The sequence below is a fragment of the Streptomyces sp. NPDC050560 genome (assembly GCF_044457285.1).
Classification (GTDB): Bacteria; Actinomycetota; Actinomycetes; order Streptomycetales; family Streptomycetaceae; genus Streptomyces.
Genome location: NZ_JBITGT010000002.1, coordinates 107700 through 125711, shown reverse-complemented (window position 1 = coordinate 125711; position 18012 = coordinate 107700). Strand labels below are relative to the sequence as shown.

Here is an 18012-nt window from a genome sequence, read left to right as displayed (position 1 = left end):
GAAGATTTCCGGGACGGCCCGGCACCCTGGGAGGACGATGAACGAACCACGCACCGTGCGGGTGTCGAAGTACCTCTCACGGCACCTGCGCCACCAGCCGGAACGCATCGGTCTCGCCCTCGACCCGGGCGGCTGGACCGACATCCCCACCCTGCTCGCCGCCGCCGCGGCACACGGCTTCCGCTTCACCCGCGCCGAACTGGACGAGGCGGTGCGCACCAACGACAAGCGCCGCTTCACCGTCGAGGGCGACCGCATCCGCGCCAACCAGGGCCACAGCGTCCCCGTCGACCTGGGGCTCATCCCGTCCGAGCCGCCGCCGCTGCTCCACCACGGCACGGTCTCCCGCAACCTCCCCGCGATACGCGCCGAGGGCCTGCGGCCCATGAACCGGCACGCGGTGCACCTGTCACCCGACCGTGAGACCGCGTTGCGGGTGGGGGCGCGGCGCGGGCGCCCCGTCGTGCTCACGGTCGACGCCGCCGCCATGCACGGCGCGGGCCACACCTTCTCCGTCAGCGCCAACGGCGTCTGGCTCACCGCCGCCGTGCCCCCCGCGTACCTGCGCTTCCCCGGGCCCGCGCACCCGTAGCGACCGCACCGTACCCGTACGGGCCGTACCCGTACGGGCCGCGCCCGCCCGCGCCCCTCCGGCCGTACGGCCCCCGAACTCCTCCGGGCCTACCGGAAAGCCGACAGGCTGCGCGCGACCCAGTCGCCGAACGGCCGCGCCCGCCGGCCGAGTACGCGCTCCACATCGAATCCGACCTGGCGCTCGGCCGGGAGCGGTACGCCGAGGATGTCCAGGGTGCCGTCGACGACCTCCTCGGGCATGAACTGCGCCATCCGGGCGCGGGCCTGCGCGCGGGAGAGTTCCACGAAGGCGACGTCCTCGCCCAGGGCGCGGGCGATCACCTCGGTCTGCCGCCGCGGGCTGACGGCCTCAGGACCTGTCAGTTCGTACGTGGCGCCCGCGTGCCCCTCCTCGCACAGCGCGACCGCGGCGACCTCGGCGATGTCCGCGGGGTCGACCACCGGCAGGGCCACGTCGCCGAAGGGCGCGTGGACGGTGCGCCCGCCCCGTACGGACTCCGCCCAGGCGAGCGCGTTGGAGGCGAAACCCCCCGGGCGCAGCACCGTGAAGTCCGCCCCAGAACCCCGCACCGCGGCCTCGAAGGCGCGCAGCCTGCCGTGCGAGGGGGCCTCGGGGCGAGTGGCGTTGATCTGCGAGGAGAGCAGGACGATCCGCTTGACCCCGGCGTCCAGGGCCGCGCCGACCAGCGCCTCCGGGGGCTCGCCGAACCCGTTCAACTCCCCGCCGAGCAGGATGAAGAAGGCGTCCGCCGAGTCGAGGACGGGCCGCATGGCCGCGCTGCTCCCGACGTCCGCCCTGGCGTGCCGCACCCCCGCCGCAAGCCCTTCAGGACGCTCGCGCCGCGAGACGGCCACGACGTCCTCGCCCCGCTCGGCGAGCAGGGGCACCAGGGTCCGTCCGACGTTGCCGGTCGCACCTGTCACCACGATCATGAGGGCTCCTCTTAGTTAGTTGGCTGACTCAGTCAGACGGTAGCACGGCTCGGGACGGGGCGGCGGGGCGGCGCGGAGGTGGGGGTGCCGGGCGGCGGCGCGGGCGCCGGTGTGTGGAGGGGCGGGGCGGCGCGCGCCGGTGCGTGGTTCCCCGGGGCGCCGTGGGCGGGGCGGGCGCGCGGCGCCCGGGCGTCCGCCCTCCGTGGAAGGATGACCGCAGGAACCGGTACCGATCGTTCTGGAGCGAGCGCCATGCCCGACGAACAGCCCCCGCCCGCCGAACTCCCCCTGCGCGACGAGACCGTCGCCGGTTTCCTTGACCGGCTCGCCGCCCGCGTACCGGCGCCCGGCGGCGGCGCGTCGGCCGCCCTGCACGCCGCCCAGGCCGCGGCGCTCCTCGCGATGGTCGCCCGCTACAGCACGGGCCCGAAGTACGAGGCGCACGCCGCCGCGATCGCCCGTGTCACCGCGGCGGCCGACGAACTGCGCGACACGGCGCTGCGGCTCGCCGAGGACGACGCCCGCGCCTTCACCGCCGTCACCACCGCCTATGCGCTCCCGAAGGCCACGCCTGAGGAGAAGGAGGCCAGGTCGGGGGCGATCGCCCGGGCGCTGGCCGGGGCCGCCGTACCGCCCGCGGACGTCATCGCCGCCGCGGCGCGGCTGACCGACCTCGCCGAGGAACTGCTGCCCGTCGGGAACCGCAATGTGATCACCGACGTTGCCGCCGCGGCCGAGGCGGCGCGCGCCGCCGCCACCACGGCCCGGGTGAACGTCGAGATCAACCTCGGCGGTGTCAGGGACCCGCTGGTGCGCGACGCGCTCATCGAGTCCGTCGCCCGTGTCGACGCCCTGAGCGAGCGCGCCGACCGGATCACCGCCGCCGTACGCGAGGAGATCGCCGCATGAGCCAGGGCACCCCTGAACCCGCCGCCGCGGCCCAGCACGGCACAGGGCACGGCCGTGAGCTGCCGGGCCGCGAGCTGGCGGGCGCGCTGCGCGCCGAGGCCGCCGAGCGCGCCGCCGCCCTCACCGCCCGCGGCACCACCCCGCACCTGGCGGTGGTCACGGCCACCGCCGACGAGTCGAGCGCCTGGTACGTGCGCTCGATCGCGCGCAGCGCCGAGAAGGCGGGCCTCGCCTGCACCATCGCCGACCTGGGGCCCGAGGCGCCGGTGGCCCGGGTCCACGAGCGGCTGACCGAGCTGAGCGCCGACCCCACGGTGCACGGGATCATCCTCCAGACGCCGCTGCCCGCGGGCGCCCGCCTGGAGGGGCTGGCGTCGGCGATCGACCCGGTCAAGGATGTCGACGGCGCGAACCCGCTGTCGCTCGGGCGGCTCGCCGCCGGGCTGCCCGCCTTCGCGCCTGCCACCGCCGAGGCCGTCGTCGCGCTCCTCGACCACTACAAGATCGACCCGGCGGGACGGCACGCGGTCGTCGTGGGCCGCTCCACCGTCGTCGGGAAGCCGGTCGCGCATCTGCTGCTCGACCGCAACGCCACCGTCACCGTCTGCCACTCCCGCACCGTCGGCCTCGCCAGCACGGCGCGTACCGGCGACATCCTGGTCGCCGCCGCGGGCCGCCCCGGTCTGATCACCCCCGGCCATGTGCGTCCTGGCGCGGTGGTCATCGACGTCGGCACCAACCCGACCCCGGACGGCGGCCTCGTCGGCGACGTCGACCCGGCCGTCGCCACCACCGCCGCCGCCCTCACCCCGGTCCCCGGCGGCGTAGGACCCGTCACCACCGCGCTGCTGCTCCAGCACACGGTGCGGGCGGCGCTGACCCTCTGAGACGGCCTCGCGGGGGGGGAGCCGCCGGGCCCGCGGAGCCGTCCGTCAGGCGGGTCCTCCGGCGCCGAGCTGGGCCGGGGCCTCCAGGGCGATCCGCTCGAAGACGGCGGGGTCGTAGCCGAAGATCGTGTCCGGAATCGGCCAGTGGATGACGATCTCGTCGACACCGGCCTCGGCGTAGCGCCCCGCGTAGTCCACGAACGCGTCGACCGACGCGAACGGCGCCGCAGGTTCCGGGGTGAAGCCGGTGAGCAGGATCTTCGCCACCCCCGCGGGATCGCGGCCCTCGGCCTCCAGCGCGGCGCCGAGGCGCTCCACCTGGCCGCGGACGGCGCGCAGCGACTCCTGCGGGGTCCCCGTCTCGTTCAGCCTCCAGTCGCCGGTGGTCACCCACGCCTGCCCGTGCCGGGCGGCGACCCGCAGACCGCGCGGCCCCGTGGCCGCCACCGCGAAGGGCAGGCGGGGGCGCTGCACACAGCCGGGGATGCCGCGGGCCTCGGAGGCCGCGTAGAACTCCCCCTCGAAGGTGGTGGCGTCCCGGGTGAGCAGCCGGTCGAGGAGCCCGACGAACTCCTCGAAGCGGGCGAAGCGCTCCCTCGGCTCCCATGGCCGCCGCCCCAGCACCTCGGCGTCGAATCCGGTGGCCCCGGCCCCGATCCCGACCGTGAGCCGCCCGCCACTGATGTCGTCGAGCGACATCAACTCCTTGGCGAACGGCACCGGGTGGCGGAAGTTGGGCGAGGTCACCAGCGTCCCGAGCCGTACCCGCCGTGTCACGCCCGCCGCCGCGGTCAGCGTCGGAACCGCCCCGAACCACGTCCGGTCCCTGAACGGCACCCGCCAGGAGAGGTGGTCGTAGGTGTAGGCGGTGTGGAAGCCCAGGTCCTCGGCGCGCCGCCAGGTCTCCCCGCCCCCGGTGTGCCAGCGCTCGACGGGCAGGATGACGGTGCTCAGACGTGGGCTCATGGGGCGAGCCTATGAGCCCGCGCGGCCGGGGGCGGCGGCGCCTGCCGCCAGCCGCCCGCATCCGCCTCATACACCTGTGCCCTCGTATCACACCTGTGCGTACGTATACGCAAGAATGGTCCCGTGACCTCAGCTACCCGACCCGCCTGGATGCCGCCGCGCTCCGTTCCGCCCCGATTGATCGCCACCGATCTGGACGGCACCCTGCTGCACGACGACCACTCCGTGTCGGAGCGGACCGTGGCCGCGCTCGCCGCCGCCGAGCAGGCCGGGATCGAGGTCTTCTTCGTGACCGGAAGGCCCGCGCGCTGGATGGACGTCGTCAGCGACCACGTCCACGGGCACGGCCTCGCCATCTGCGGCAACGGCGCCGCGCTCGTCGACCTGCACGACGCCTCGGGCAGCCCGCGCTTCCTGAAGATCCGGCCGCTGGCACGCGCGGCGGCCCTGCGCACCGTCTCGCTGCTGCGCACCGCGGCCCCCGGCACCAGCTTCGCCGTGGAGCGCACCGGCGGCCTCGACCAGGAGCCCGGCTACCCGCCGCTGCTCTTCGAGACCCCCGCGCTGGTCGCCGACGCCGTGGCGCTGCTCACCGACGCCGCCGCCGACTCACGCGGCGCCGTGCTGAAGATCCTCGCCTTCCACCCCTCCATGGGGCCCGACGCGTTCCTGACCCTGGCCCGCGCCGCCGTCGGCGACTCCGTCACCATCACCCGGTCGAGCCGCAGCGCGCTCCTGGAGATCAGCGGCCCCGGCGTCTCCAAGGCCAGCACCCTCGAACTGTGCTGCACCGAGCGCGGCATCGGCGCCCACGAGGTCGTCGCCTTCGGCGACATGCCCAACGACCTCGACATGCTCACCTGGGCCGGCACCTCCTACGCGATGGGCAACGCGCATCCCGACATCCTCGCCGCCGCCTCGGGGCGCACCGTCGCCAACAACGACGACGGGGTCGCCGCCGTCATCGAGCAGATCCTCCGCGACAACGCCCCCGCCTGACCGCCCCCGGCCCCTCCCGCAGGGCCCGGAGGGTCCCGGGCGGCCTCACACCACCACCCCGCGCTCCGCCAGCCACGGCACCGGGTCGACCGCCGACCCCTGCTCGGGGGTGAGCCGCACCTCGAAGTGCAGATGGGGGCCCGTCGAGTTGCCCGTGGAGCCGGACTGCCCGATCCACTGTCCGGCCGCCACCCGCTCCCCCTCGTCCACCGCGACCGACGACAGGTGCGCGTACTGCGTGAAATAGCCGTCCTCGTGCCGCAGCACGATCTGCATCCCGAACGCCCCGCCGCACGACACCCGCTCCACCCGGCCCTCGGCGGCCGCCCGTACCGGTGTGCCGACGTCCACCGCGAAGTCCTGCCCGGTGTGCCGGTTCGCCCAGTGCGCGCCCGCGCTGGCGAAGCCCGCTGACAGCGCGTAGTCCTCCACCGGCGCCACCCAGGGCTGCCCCGAGGGCGGCTCGTCCTGTTCGAGCCTGGCCGCCCCCGGGCACTGACCCGCCGTCACCGAGCGCTCCGCCTCGTCCTGGAGCCGGGCGCGCGCCGCGTCCAGCTTCGCCGCCACGCCCCTGCGCAGGGCGGCCAGCTCCGTGTTGCGCCGCTCCAGATCGCGCCGCGCCCCCGCCGCCCGCCGCTCCTGCTTCTCCAGGCCGCGCTCGGCGCGCCGCCCGTCGTCGAGCGCCCGCCGCGCGGCCCGGCCCGCCCTTGCCACCATGTGCCGGCCGCGCAGCAGCTCCTCGGGGCTGTCCGCCGCCAGCATCCGCGCCACCGCCGACAGACCGCCCGACGAGCGGTACTGCTCCCGCGCCACCCGGCCGAGCCCGCTGCGTGCCGCCGCCGTCCTGCGCCGGCTCTCGCCGAGGTCCGCCTCGATGCGCCGCAGCTCCTCCTCACGGTCGGCGGCGGCCCTGCGCCCGCTCTCGTACCGCCCGGCCGCTGCCGACGCCTGCGCGTACAGCCGCGCCACCTCCGCGCCCGCCCCCTCGTCCGCGGCGACGGGCGCGGCGAGGGGGAGCAGCAGTGCGGCGGGCACCAGGACGAGCAGCGGCGAACGGCGATGAAGGACAAAGCGCATGGCACGGATCGTGTCCCGCCCTGCCGCCCCTGTGCGCGTCCCGCTGCCGCACCCGGGGGACCCGCTGCCCCGTACGGACCAGTGGGGTACCGCCGTTCAGGCCCCGGCGGCTCCCGCCGCGAGGGGCTCACGCGCGGGTGCGGGGGCGGGCACCGCGAGCAGCGCGTCGGCGGCGCGCTCCCGCTCCCACATGTCACGCAGCGGCCCCGCCGCCGCGACAAGTTCGGCGAAGGGGCCGCGCTGCACCGCACGGCCGCCGTCCAGCACGACCACCTCGTCGACGGCGTCGAGCCCGGCGAGGCGGTGGGTGATCAGCAGCGTGGTGCGGCCCCTGGTCGCCGCCAGCAGGTCGGCGGTGAGCGCGTCCGCGGTGGGGACGTCCAGATGCTCCGCCGGCTCGTCGAGCACCAGCACGGGGAAGTCCGCGAGCAGCGCCCTGGCCAGGGCGAGCCGCTGCCGCTGGCCGCCGGAGAGCCGCGCCCCGTGCTCACCGACCAGCGTGTCCAGGCCCTCGGGCAGCCCCCGCGCCCACCCGAGCAGCCTGGCCCCGGCGAGCGCCGCGGCGACCTCGGGGCCCGTGGCATCCTTCCTGGCCAGCAGCAGGTTCTCCCGTACCGAGCTGTCGAAGACATGCGCGTCCTGGGCGCAGAGCCCCACGAAGCGGCGCACCGTGTCCCCGTCGAGCGCCGTGGCGTCCACCCCGCCCAGCGTGTACGCGCCCGGTCCTGGGCACCCTTCGCCACCGGTGCCGGTGCCGGTGCCGGTCTCGGTGCCGGTCGCGGTCTGGGTTCCGGTCGCGATGCCGGTTCCGGTCGCGGGGGCTGTGCCGGTGTCGAGGAACCTGAGCAGTACCCGGGCCAGTGTGGTCTTGCCTGAGCCGGACGCGCCCACGACGGCCACCCTGCGGCCCTCCTCAAGCGTCAGGTCGAAGCCGGTGAGCGCCGCCCGCCCGTCCCCGTACCGCGCCGTGACGCCCGCGAGGCGCAGCGGGAACGGTGTCGCGGGGGCGGCCACCGGGGTCCGCGGCTCCCGCACCGGCTCGGGCGCGTCCAGGATCTCGTGCAGCCGCTCGGCGCTCCTGCGGGAACGCTGCCGCTGCTGGGCCGCGAGCGGCAGCCCGAGCACCACCTCGAACACCGCGAGCGGCACCAGTACCAGCGCCCCGAGCGCCACCCCGTCGAGCCGCCCCTCGGCGACCGCGCGCACGCCGAGCAGGGCCGTCGCCACCACGGTGAGGCCGGTCAGCAGCGCCGTGAGCCCGTTGCCGAGCGCGGTCGCCGCCGCGGTGCGGTCCGCGATCCGCCGCAGCGCCCCGTCCGCCCGCGCCGCCTCGCCGCTGCGGGCGGGCAGCGCGCCGGCGACCGTCAACTCGGCGGTGCCGGTGAGCAGGTCGCCCACCCTGGTGGCCAGCGCCCCACGGGCCGGGGCGAGCGCCCGCTCCGCGCGCCGCGCCACCGCCGCCGCGAGCAGCGGCACCCCCACGCCCGCCGCCAGCAGGCCCGCGGCCAGCACCGCGCCCGCGGCGGGCAGCAGCCAGGCCGCGAACCCCACGCTCGCCACCGCCACCACCGCCGCCGAGCCCGCGGGGGCGAGCCAGCGCAGCCAGTAGTCCTGCACCGCGTCCACGTCGGCCACCAGCCTGGCCAGCAGGTCGCCGCGGCGCAGCGGCGCGAGCCCCGCGGGGGCGAGCCGCTCAAGGCGCCGGTACACGGCCGCCCTGGTGCCCCCCAGCATCCGCAGCACCACATCGTGCGAGACCAGGCGCTCGGCGTAGCGGAACGCGGCGCGCCCGATCCCGAAGGCCCGCGTCGCGGTCACCGCCACCATCAGATACAGCACCGGCGGCTGCTGCGAGGCCCGCGAGATCAGCCAGCCGGACGTCGCCATCAGGCCCACCGCGCTCGCCGGGGCCAGGCTGCCGAGCAGCAGCGCCAGCGCGAGTCCGCGCCGGTGCCCTGCGGCCATCGCCCGCACCCGGGCCAGGGCTCCCCGCCCGGCGCCCGGCTCGGTGTCCGGAGCGGCGCCCGGCTCACGCGGGGGAGCGGCACCCTCGGGCGCGAGGGCCGCCCCGCGCACCCCGGGCCCCGCCTCCGTCGCCGCGGGCGCGCCCGCAGCGGGCACCACCGGTGCCGAGCCCGCGGCACACGCCGAGCCCGCGAGCGGCGTCGAGTCCCCCGCGTCCGCGGGGTCGGGCAGTCGTACGATCCGGTCCGCGAGCGCGAGGAGCGCGGGCCTGTGCACGACGAGCAGCACCGTACGGCCCCGGGCGAGCCTGCGGACCGCGTCCACCACCGCAGCCTCCGAGGCGCCGTCGAGCGCGGCGGTCGGCTCGTCGAGCAGCAGCAGGGGGCGGTCCGCGAGGAACGCCCTGGCCAGGGCGAGCCGTTGGCGCTGGCCCGCGGAGAGACCGGTGCCGTCCTCGCCGAGCGGGGTGTCGGCGCCCCTCGGCAGCGCCGTGACGAACTCCAGCGCCCCGGCGTCCGCCAGCGCCGCCCGCACCTCCTCGTCCCTCGCGTCCGGCCGCGCCAGCCGTACGTTCTCGGCAACCGAGCCCGCGTACAACTGCGGGTGCTGCGGCACCCAGGCGATATGGCGGTGCCAGTCGGCGGGGTCGAGGTCGCGCAGGTCGACCCCGTCGACCAGGACCCGTCCCGCCGTCGGGGTCAGCAGCCCGAGCGCCGCCTTGACCAGCGTCGACTTGCCCGCGCCGCTGGCCCCCACCAGCGCCACCGTCCGGCCCGCCCGTACCCGGAACGACGCCTCGGTGACCGCGTCGGCGTCCCGCCCCGGATAGCGCACCGTCACCCGCTCGAAGCGCACCTCACGCAGCGGCGCCCCCGGCGCGCACCGCCCCGTCCCCCGCTCCGGCACCGGTGTCTCCAGCACCCCGAAGATCTCCTCGGCGGCGGCCAGGCCCTCCGCCGCCGCGTGGTACTGGGCGCCCACCTGCCGCACCGGGAGATACGCCTCGGGCGCGAGCACCAGCACCAGCAGCCCGTCGTAGAGCGTCATCTCGCCGTGGACGAGCCGCATGCCGACGGTGACCGCGACCAGCGCCACGGAGAGCGTCGACAGCAGTTCGAGCGCGAACGACGACAGGAACGCGATCCGCAGCGTGCGCAGCGTCGCGCGGCGGTACTCCCCGGTGATCCGCCGGATCGACTCCGCCTGCGCCCGGGCCCGTCCGAACACCTTCAGCGTGGGCAGCCCGGCGACGACGTCGAGGAAGTGGCCCGACAGCCGGGACAGCAACCGCCACTGACGGTCCATACGGCTGCGCGTGGCCCAGCCGATGAGGGCCATGAAGACCGGGATCAGCGGCAGGGTGCCCGCGATGATCGCCGCCGACAGCCAGTCCTCCGTGACGATCCGCGCCAGCACCGCTGCGGGGACCACCACCGCGAGCCCCAACTGCGGCAGACAGCGGGAGAAGTAGTCGTCGAGCGCGTCCACGCCCCGGGTGGCGAGCGTGATCAACTCCCCCGTGCTGCGGCCCTCAAGCCAGACCGGGCCCAGCGCCCCGGCCCGCTCCAGCAGCCGCCCCCGCAGCTCCGACTTGACCGCGGCGCTGGCCCGGTGCGCCGCCAGCTCGGTGGCCCAGCCGACGAGACCCCGTCCGACCGCGACCGCCACCAGCAGTAGAAGCCGCCCCTGCACCTCGCCGACCGACGCCCCGTGCTGGAACGCCGCGACCACCAGCGAGGCGATGAGCATCGCCTGCGCCACCACGAGCCCCGCCCCGAGCAGGCCGAGCGCCACCACGGCGATCAGGAAGAAACGGGTGGCCCTCGCATACCGGAGCAGACGCGGATCGATTGGTTTCACGTGAAACACTCCCGGCTCTCGGTGCCCGGCCTCAGTGTGCGGTGTCGGTGATGTGGCGGGTGCCGATCCGCTTGCGGAACACCCAGTAGGTCCACGACTGGTAGAGCAGCACGATCGGGGTGGCGATGCCCGCGCACCACGTCATGATCTTCAGCGTGTAGGGGCTCGACGAGGCGTTGCTGACCGTCAGGCTCCAGTCGGAGTGCAGCGACGACGGCATCACATCGGGGAAGAGCGCCAGGAACATCATCGCCACCGCGCCCACCACCGTGAGCCCGGAGAGGGCGAACGCCCAGCCCTCCTTGCCCAGCCCGTTGGCGGCGAGGGCCCCGCAGAGCGCCGCCACCGCCACCACCAGCGCCACCAGGCTGTTGCCGTTGCCGGTGTGGAGCTGTGTCCACACCAGGAAGCTGGCCGCGGCGAGGGCCGTCAGCAGCCCGACCCAGGACGCGAACCGCCGTGCCCTGGCCCGGATCTCGCCCTCGGTCTTCAGCGCGGCGAACACCGCCCCGTGGAAGGTGAAAAGGGTGAGCGTCACCAGGCCGCCCAGCAGCGCGAACGGGTTCAGCAGATCCCCGAACGAGCCGACGTACTCCAGGCTGCGGTCGATCTTCACGCCCCGCACGATGTTGCCGAACGCCACCCCCCACAGCACGGCGGGCCCGAGGGAGGTCCAGAACAGCGCGCGCTCCCAGTTCCGCTGCCAGCGCTCGCCGTCCCGCTTCGCCCGGTACTCGAAGGCCACGCCGCGCACGATCAGACAGATTAGGATCAGCAGCAGGGGCAGGTAGAAGCCCGAGAACAGGGTCGCGTACCACTCGGGGAAGGCGGCGAAGGTGGCGCCGCCCGCCGACAGCAGCCACACCTCGTTGCCGTCCCAGACCGGGCCGATCGTGTTGATCAGCACCCGCCGCTCGGGCCGGTCGCGGGCCAGCACCCCGGTGAGGATACCGACCCCGAAGTCGAAGCCCTCCAGGAAGAAGTAGCCGGTCCACAGGACGGCGATCAGGACGAACCAGACGTCGTGCAGTTCCATGCCCCTCGGCTCCTTTCGACGCGCGCGGGCTCAGTAGGAGAAGGCCATCGGCCGGTCGGCGTCGGCGTCGGTGTCGGAGCCGCCGGGGCCGCCGCCGATCCTGGTCGGCGGATGGAGGTCGGCTTCGGCCAGCTCCGGCGGCCCGGCCTTGACGTACTTGGCCATCAGCCGCGCCTCGATCACCGCGAGGACCGCGTAGAGCAGGGTGAAGATCGTCAGCGAGGTCAGGACCTCGCCCTGCGAGACCCCGGGGGAGACCGCCTGCCGGGTCTGGAAGAGGCCGTAGACGGCCCAGGGCTGGCGGCCCATCTCGGTGAAGATCCAGCCCCAGGAGTTGGCGATCAGCGGGAAGACGATCGTCCAGACCGCGATGCGCCAGTACCAGCGGCTGAACCGCTCGCCGAGGGGCCTGCGGTACGGCACCAGATGGGGGACCTCGTCGTCGCCGACCCGGAGCCCCGCGGGCAGCCAGAACTTCTTGCGGGTCAGCCAGAGCCCGGCGAGGCCGACCGCGAAGGACGCCATACCGAAGCCGATCATCCAGCGGAAGCCCCAGAAGGTGACCGGGATGACGGGCTTGTAGTCCCCGGGCCCGAACTGCTGCCGCTCGGCCCTGTTCACGTCGTTGATGCCGGGGATATGGGAGGTGAAGTTGTCGTCGGCGAGGAAGGACAGCACCCCGGGCACCTGGATCGCGACGGTGTTGTGCCCCTTCTCCACGTCGCCGTAGGCGAAGATCGAGAAGGGCGCCGACTTCTGCCCGTCCCACAGTGCCTCGGCGGCGGCCATCTTCATCGGCTGCTGCTTGAACATCACCTTGCCGAGCTGGTCGCCGCTGATCGCGGTCATGAGGCCCGCGATGACGAGCGTGACGAGCCCGAGCCGCAGCGACGTCTTCATCGTCGGCACATGCTTCTTGCGCATGAGGTGGTACGCGGCGATGCCGACCATGAAGGCGCCGCCGGTCAGGAACGACGCGGAGAGGGTGTGGAACGCCTGGGTCAGCGCGGTGTTCTGGGTCAGAACGGCCCAGAAGTCGGTCAGCTCCGCTCGGCCCGTGGTCTTGTTCAGCCGGTATCCGACGGGGTGCTGCATCCAGGAGTTGGCGGCCAGGATGAAGTACGCGGAGAGGACGGTGCCGAGCGACACCATCCAGATGGTCGCCAGGTGGAGCCGCTTGGGGAGCTTGTCCCAGCCGAAGATCCACAGCCCGATGAAGGTGGACTCGAAGAAGAAGGCGATCAGCGCCTCGAAGGCGAGCGGGGCGCCGAAGATGTCACCGACGAAACGGGAGTAGTCCGACCAGTTCATACCGAACTGGAACTCCTGCACGATGCCCGTGACCACGCCCATCGCGATATTGATCAGGAAGAGCTTTCCCCAGAACTTTGTCGCCCTGAGGTACCGCTCCTTCCCGGTCCGCACCCAGGCCGTCTGGAGCCCCGCCGTGAGGGCGGACAGCGAGATCGTCAGCGGGATGAAGAGGAAGTGGTAGACGGTCGTGATGCCGAACTGCCAGCGCGCCAGGGTCTCGGGCGCCAGTGCCAGGTGCATGCCGCCAACTCCTTATGTCGCCGTGGTCGAGCGGGGCCCCGCCGCACCGGCCGCCATGGATCGGCGGCAGATCCCGATCAAAGCCGGACCAATGAGACGCGGTTGTGAATGCGTTCACATTCACAAGCTCATTATGCACTCGCCGCGACGGCCGCATGTCAAGGCCGGCTGGTTAGCTGCCTCACATCGGGCGCCGACGCCCGTTCAAAGGCCGCGGCGCGGTCCCCCGCGCTCCCGTCGGACCCTGGCCGGGTCGCCGCCGCCGCGCCCCGCGGCCCCGCTCAGAGCGCCTTGCGGAACTCCGCCGCCGCCTGGAGGAACACGTCGTTCGCCGCCGTCTCGCCGATGGTCACGCGGGCGCCCTCGCCGGAGAACGGGCGCACGATGGCGCCCGCCGCCTCGCAGGCTGCGGCGAAGTCGTCGGTGTGCTCGCCGAGGCGGAGCCAGACGAAGTTGGCCTGGGTCTCCGGGACCGTCCAGCCCTGGTCGCGGAGGGCGGCGAGGACCCGGGCCCGCTCCGTGACCAGGCAGCCGACCCGGCCGAGCAGCTCGTCCTCGGCGCGCAGGGAGGCGACGGCCGCGTCCTGGGCGAGCTGGCTCACCCCGAACGGCACGGCGGTCTTGCGGAGCGCCGCGGCCACCGGCTCATGGGCGACGGCGAAGCCGACCCGGAGCCCGGCGAGCCCGTACGCCTTGGAGAACGTGCGCAGTACGCAGACGTTCGGCCGGTCGCGGTAGATCTCCACGCCGTCGGGGACCTCCGGGTCGCGGACGAACTCGCAGTACGCCTCGTCGAGGACGACGAGGACGTCCGACGGCACCCGGTCGAGGAACCGCTCAAGAGCGGCGCGGTGGACGATGGTGCCGGTGGGGTTGTTGGGATTGCAGACGAAGATCAGGCGGGTGTGTTCGTTGATCGCGGCGGCCATCGCGTCCAGGTCGAGCGCGTCCCCGGGCGTGAGCGGGACCCGTGCGGAGGCGGCGCCGCTGATCTGCGTGATGATCGGATATGCCTCGAAGGAGCGCCAGGGGTAGATCACCTCGTCGCCGGGGCCCGAGGTGGCCTGGATGAGCTGCTGGGCCACGCCCACCGAGCCGGTGCCGGTGGCGACGTGGGCTGGCGGGACGCCGAAGCGGTCGGCCAGCTCCTCGACCAGGGCGGTGCACGCCATGTCCGGATAGCGGTTGAGCGAGCCGGCCGTGGCTATGGCCTGCTCCATGACGCCGGGCAGGGGCGGGTACGGGTTCTCGTTCGACGACAGCTTGTAGGGCGTCGGGGCGGGGGCCGCGCCGGGGGCGGACGCCAGGGAGGCGGCCCGCCCCGGACGGTAGGTGGGGATGCCGTCCAGCGCCGCACGCAGCTTGGGGCTCGTCTCGCTCATGGCTGTCCTCCTTCTTCTGTGCTCGGGCTCTTCCGCGCTCGGTGCCGGGGCCGCGATGCTGCTCGGCGCGCTTCCGGGACTGGCGTTCGTGTTGCTCACTTTATGTGCTGGGGCGGGAGGGTGTGCGGCCTGTGGATAAGTCTGGACAAGCTTGTCCGGCACACGTCATGCTTACCTCGAACGAGTGGGCGAGTTGTCCACAGGGTGTGGTCCGGCTTCCGGCCTGACGGCCGGGTGGGGCCACGGCCATATGTGGATCTTCGTGCCGTCGGCGGACGGATCGAGGGGCGCGCCGCGCGGGCTGGCGCGCGCCGGTGGCTTGCGCCGTGGCGCGCATCCCTCGTCAAGGTGAGTTGAGACCTCTTCGAAACATCGATCATTTGGCAGGCACTTGGACCCTTATTGACGATCATTCTCCTGTTGGGGGCTCAACACCCTTACTTTCCAAGGCAATTATGGCGCTTCCGCCATGCAGAAACGTGCCTGTCAATGCATGGATTGGTGTCCGCGCTACCCCACCCCATGAGCCCTACTATCGGCTCGCCATGACAGCAGCAGGGAAGCACCAGGTGAGCCGGGCGGAGACGACCCGCCAGGGCGGGCGTCGGCCGAGCCGGGCGGGCATCAGAGATGTGGCCGCGGCCGCCGGGGTCTCCATCACGACGGTCTCCGACGCCCTGAACGGCAAGGGGAGACTCCCCGAAGCCACCCGCCGCCATGTGCGCGAGGTCGCGGAGCGCCTCGGCTACCGGCCCTCGGCCGCGGCCAGGACGCTCAGGACCGGCAAGTCAGGGCTGATCGGTCTCACCGTCACCACGTACGGGGATGAACCTTTCACCTTCACCGAATTCGCCTACTTCGCCGAAATGGTGCGCGCCGCCACGTCGGCCGCACTCGCGCGCGGGTACGCCCTCGTGATCCTCCCCGCGACATCCCGCCGCAGCCCGGTCGACGTCTGGTCGAACGTCGCCCTGGACGGCACGGTCGTGATCGACCCATCCGACCAGGACCCGGTCGTCACCGAACTGGTGCGGCAGGGTTTACCCGTCGTCTCCGACGGGCGCCCGTCAGGCAGGCTGCCGGTCACGGCCTGGGTCGACAACGACCACGAGGCGGCCGTCGCAGGCATCCTCGACCACCTCGCCGAGGCGGGGGCCCGCAGGATCGGCCTGCTCACCGGCACGTCCACGGACACGTACACCCACCTGTCGACGACGGCGTACCTGCGCTGGTGCGCCCGGGTCGGGCAGGACCCGGTGTACGAGAGCTACCCCGCGCACGACCCGTGCGCGGGCGCGGTCGCGGCCGACCGGCTGCTGGCGAGGCCGGACCGCCCGGACGCGGTGTACGGCCTGTTCGATCCGAACGGCACCGACCTGCTGGCCGCCGCCCGGCGCTACGGGCTGCGCGTCCCGGAGGACCTGCTGCTCGTCTGCTGTAGCGAGTCGACCGTGTACGCCAGCACGGAGCCGCCGGTCACCACGCTCTCGCTCAAGCCGCGGCGCATCGGCACCGCGGTGGTCCAGTTGCTCATCGACGCCATCGAGGGCATCGACGCCGAGCAGCCGGTGGAGCAGGTGATACCGACCGAGCTGATCGTGCGGGCGTCGTCGCAGCGGCGCGAGCCACGCACGAGGGTGAGCCCGCCGCGCTCGCCACGCCTGGGCTGAACCAGCCGCTCGCCGCGGCGGGCCAGGTCGGGGGTTACGGGGCTCCGGGGTCCCGGAGTTCCAGGGTTTCGGGACTCCGGGGTCTCCGGGTGTCGAGGTCTCGGAGTTCCGGGTTCCGGAGTTCCAGGGTCCCGGGGTGTCGGAGTTCCAGAATTCCGGACTCTCGGGTCTCCCGGCTCCCCGGCTCCCCGGCTCCCCGGCTCCCCGGCTCCCGGAGTCTCGGGGCTCCAGGGGCTCCGGGTTCCGAGGAAGGCGCGGGGCGCGCGGGGCTTGGTGTGGATTTGGGGGCGTGGCTTCGGTCGGGCGTGGTGCGTCGGCGTGGGGCCGGGCCCGGGCGGTGCCCGTACGCGCATCGCCCCGCCCCCGGACCCGAACCGGCCGCCCCCGCCGCCCCCTTCGCGGTCTCGCGGCTCCCGTGGTGGGTGGGGCGGCTGCGGTCGGAGCGGCCGGTTCCGCAACGGAGGTCGCCCCAATTCGGGCGAATGCCCCCGGGAAACGGAGTCCGGCGCCGATTCACCACCCCTGGGTCATCACACAGCGCGATCCGCATTCCTATGATGGGCGCACGACACCGCGGGCCGCTGCGACCAGGCAGTCCGACCCGGTGCAGATGCGGCGCGATGGTGGAGGGGTCGATGACTCAGGGGGCCGGTCAAGGACCCGGTACGCGGACAGCGACACTGCGCGACTTCCGGGTGCCCGCGTACGTACGCGACACCGGGCCGCAGAACGACGCGCGCGCGCCCGCGACGCCCCCCGCCCACGACGCCCCCGAGGACGCCCCGCGCCCCGCTCAGGCGCCCACGGACGGGCAGCTCCCGACACCACCCCACGCCCCCGGGGAGGCCCCGCGCCCCTCCCGGGCGCCCGCGGCCGTGCAGCCCCCGACGGCGCCCCACGCCCCCGCGGCGCCCCAAGCCCCCGCGGCAGCGCACACCCCCCCGGCGCCCCCCGCCTCCGGGCCCCAGACCCCCTTCGCCCCGCAGCCCCCCGCGACCGGTCGGCCGCAGGCCCCCGCAGAGCCGCCTGGTGCCTCCGACACCACCGTCCTGCTCGCGGTCCCGCCGCCGCCCCCCGCCGTCTCCGGCGCGCCGAACTCGCCCTCCTGGCAGCCGCCCACCGCGAGCGGCCCGGTGCCGCCGAGCGCGGCCACCGCCTTCAGCCAGGGCAGGTTCCACAAGCCGCCGCTCGACGCGGAGACCGCCGAAGGCGCGACGACCGCCCCGCCCGCCGAGTCCCCCGAGGGCTACACCCCGACGCAGCGCGATCTTCCGGTGATCAACAGGGGCGACACCGTGCAGGTCCCGTTCCCTACGCCCGAGCCCACCGCCCCGGCCGCCGCCGAGGGCCTCGGCCCGCTGTACGTCGTCGGCGACGTGCACGGCTATCTCGACGAACTCCTCGCCGCGCTGCGCGAGCAGGGCATCATCGACGCCGCGGGCGCCTGGTCGGCGGGGAACACCCGGCTGTGGTTCCTCGGCGACTTCACCGACCGCGGCCCCGACGGCATCGGCGTGATCGACACGGTCATGCGGCTCTCCGCGGAGGCGGCCGCCGCGGGCGGCTACTGCAAGGCCCTCATGGGCAACCACGAGCTGCTGCTGCTCGGCGCCAAGCGCTTCGGCGACACCCCCGTCAACTCCGGCGCGGGCACCGCCACCTTCCAGGCCGCCTGGCTGCTCAACGGCGGCCAGAAGACGGACATGGAGCGCCTCCAGGACCACCACCTCCAGTGGATGGCCAGGCTCGACGCGATGGAGCAGGAGGACGGGCACCTGCTGGTGCACTCCGACACCACCGCCTACCTGGACTACGGCGACTCCATCGAGGCGGTCAACGACACCATCCGCGACACCCTCACCCGCAACGACGCCGACGAGTGCTGGGACCTCTTCCGCAAGTTCACCAAGCGCTTCGCGTTCCGCGACGACTCGGGCGCCGTCCGCGAACTCCTCGGCGCCTACGGCGGAACACGCATCGTGCACGGCCACAGCCCCATCCCGTACCTGCTGGGCGAGGTCGGCTCCGAGGACGGCGAGGACAGCGCGGGCCCGGCGGTGGAGGGGCCGCACGTCTACGCCGACGGACTCGCCGTCGCCATGGACGGCGGGGTGACCATGGCCGGAAAACTACTGGTCTGTCAGCTTCCGCTCTCCGGCTGAGGAGACGCCCCCGGTTCG

Annotated in this window: 13 protein-coding genes; 6 read left to right on the top strand and 7 right to left on the bottom strand. The window is 74.1% G+C overall.

What is annotated here, in order from left to right:
* The first annotated feature begins 37 nt into the window (after positions 1-37).
* Entirely contained in the window at positions 38-592 is a 555-nt protein-coding gene (locus tag ACIBIW_RS05185; protein WP_399332134.1) for an RNA 2'-phosphotransferase, read from the top strand.
* 89 nt (positions 593-681) lie between these two features.
* Here the strand turns inward: ACIBIW_RS05185 and ACIBIW_RS05180 are convergent, their stop codons facing one another.
* Entirely contained in the window at positions 682-1527 is an 846-nt protein-coding gene (locus ACIBIW_RS05180) for an NAD(P)H-binding protein (protein ID WP_399332132.1), read from the bottom strand.
* 252 nt (positions 1528-1779) lie between these two features.
* Here ACIBIW_RS05180 and ACIBIW_RS05175 point away from each other — a divergent pair, with 252 nt between their 5' ends.
* Positions 1780-2436, top strand: a complete 657-nt coding sequence (locus ACIBIW_RS05175; RefSeq protein WP_399332130.1) for a cyclodeaminase/cyclohydrolase family protein — start codon at positions 1780-1782, stop codon at positions 2434-2436.
* Positions 2433-3323, top strand: a complete 891-nt coding sequence (locus ACIBIW_RS05170; protein ID WP_399332128.1) for a bifunctional 5,10-methylenetetrahydrofolate dehydrogenase/5,10-methenyltetrahydrofolate cyclohydrolase — start codon at positions 2433-2435, stop codon at positions 3321-3323. Before ACIBIW_RS05175 ends, ACIBIW_RS05170 begins: the two co-directional genes overlap by 4 nt.
* 45 nt (positions 3324-3368) lie before the next feature.
* On the opposite strand, the gene ACIBIW_RS05165 is transcribed toward ACIBIW_RS05170, so the two are convergent.
* Complete coding sequence (locus tag ACIBIW_RS05165; RefSeq protein WP_399332126.1) at positions 3369-4289, bottom strand: LLM class flavin-dependent oxidoreductase; 921 nt, start codon at positions 4287-4289, stop codon at positions 3369-3371.
* Positions 4290-4412: 123 nt separating this feature from the next.
* On the opposite strand from ACIBIW_RS05165, the gene ACIBIW_RS05160 reads away from it, so the two are divergent.
* Positions 4413-5288 (top strand): HAD family hydrolase, encoded by an 876-nt coding sequence (locus ACIBIW_RS05160; RefSeq protein ID WP_399332124.1) that lies wholly within the window; start codon positions 4413-4415, stop codon positions 5286-5288.
* A gap of 45 nt (positions 5289-5333) precedes the next feature.
* Here the strand turns inward: ACIBIW_RS05160 and ACIBIW_RS05155 are convergent, their stop codons facing one another.
* The 5 genes from ACIBIW_RS05155 to hisC form a co-directional block, all read right to left on the bottom strand.
* Complete coding sequence (locus ACIBIW_RS05155) at positions 5334-6365, bottom strand: peptidoglycan DD-metalloendopeptidase family protein (protein ID WP_399332122.1); 1032 nt, start codon at positions 6363-6365, stop codon at positions 5334-5336.
* 96 nt (positions 6366-6461) lie between these two features.
* Entirely contained in the window at positions 6462-10190 is a 3729-nt protein-coding gene (gene cydD, locus ACIBIW_RS05150; protein ID WP_399332120.1) for a thiol reductant ABC exporter subunit CydD, read from the bottom strand.
* Between the two features lie 31 nt (positions 10191-10221).
* Complete coding sequence (gene cydB, locus ACIBIW_RS05145; RefSeq protein ID WP_399332118.1) at positions 10222-11226, bottom strand: cytochrome d ubiquinol oxidase subunit II; 1005 nt, start codon at positions 11224-11226, stop codon at positions 10222-10224.
* 30 nt (positions 11227-11256) lie between these two features.
* Positions 11257-12780, bottom strand: a complete 1524-nt coding sequence (locus tag ACIBIW_RS05140; RefSeq protein ID WP_399332116.1) for a cytochrome ubiquinol oxidase subunit I — start codon at positions 12778-12780, stop codon at positions 11257-11259.
* A 281-nt stretch (positions 12781-13061) separates the two neighbouring features.
* On the bottom strand, positions 13062-14162 hold the full coding sequence (gene hisC, locus ACIBIW_RS05135) for a histidinol-phosphate transaminase (RefSeq protein WP_399332114.1): 1101 nt from the start codon (positions 14160-14162) through the stop codon (positions 13062-13064).
* A 545-nt stretch (positions 14163-14707) separates the two neighbouring features.
* On the opposite strand from hisC, the gene ACIBIW_RS05130 reads away from it, so the two are divergent.
* Entirely contained in the window at positions 14708-15832 is a 1125-nt protein-coding gene (locus ACIBIW_RS05130) for a LacI family DNA-binding transcriptional regulator (RefSeq protein WP_399332112.1), read from the top strand.
* A gap of 1049 nt (positions 15833-16881) precedes the next feature.
* On the top strand, positions 16882-17994 hold the full coding sequence (locus ACIBIW_RS05125; RefSeq protein ID WP_399332911.1) for a metallophosphoesterase: 1113 nt from the start codon (positions 16882-16884) through the stop codon (positions 17992-17994).
* Positions 17995-18012 lie beyond the last annotated feature (18 nt).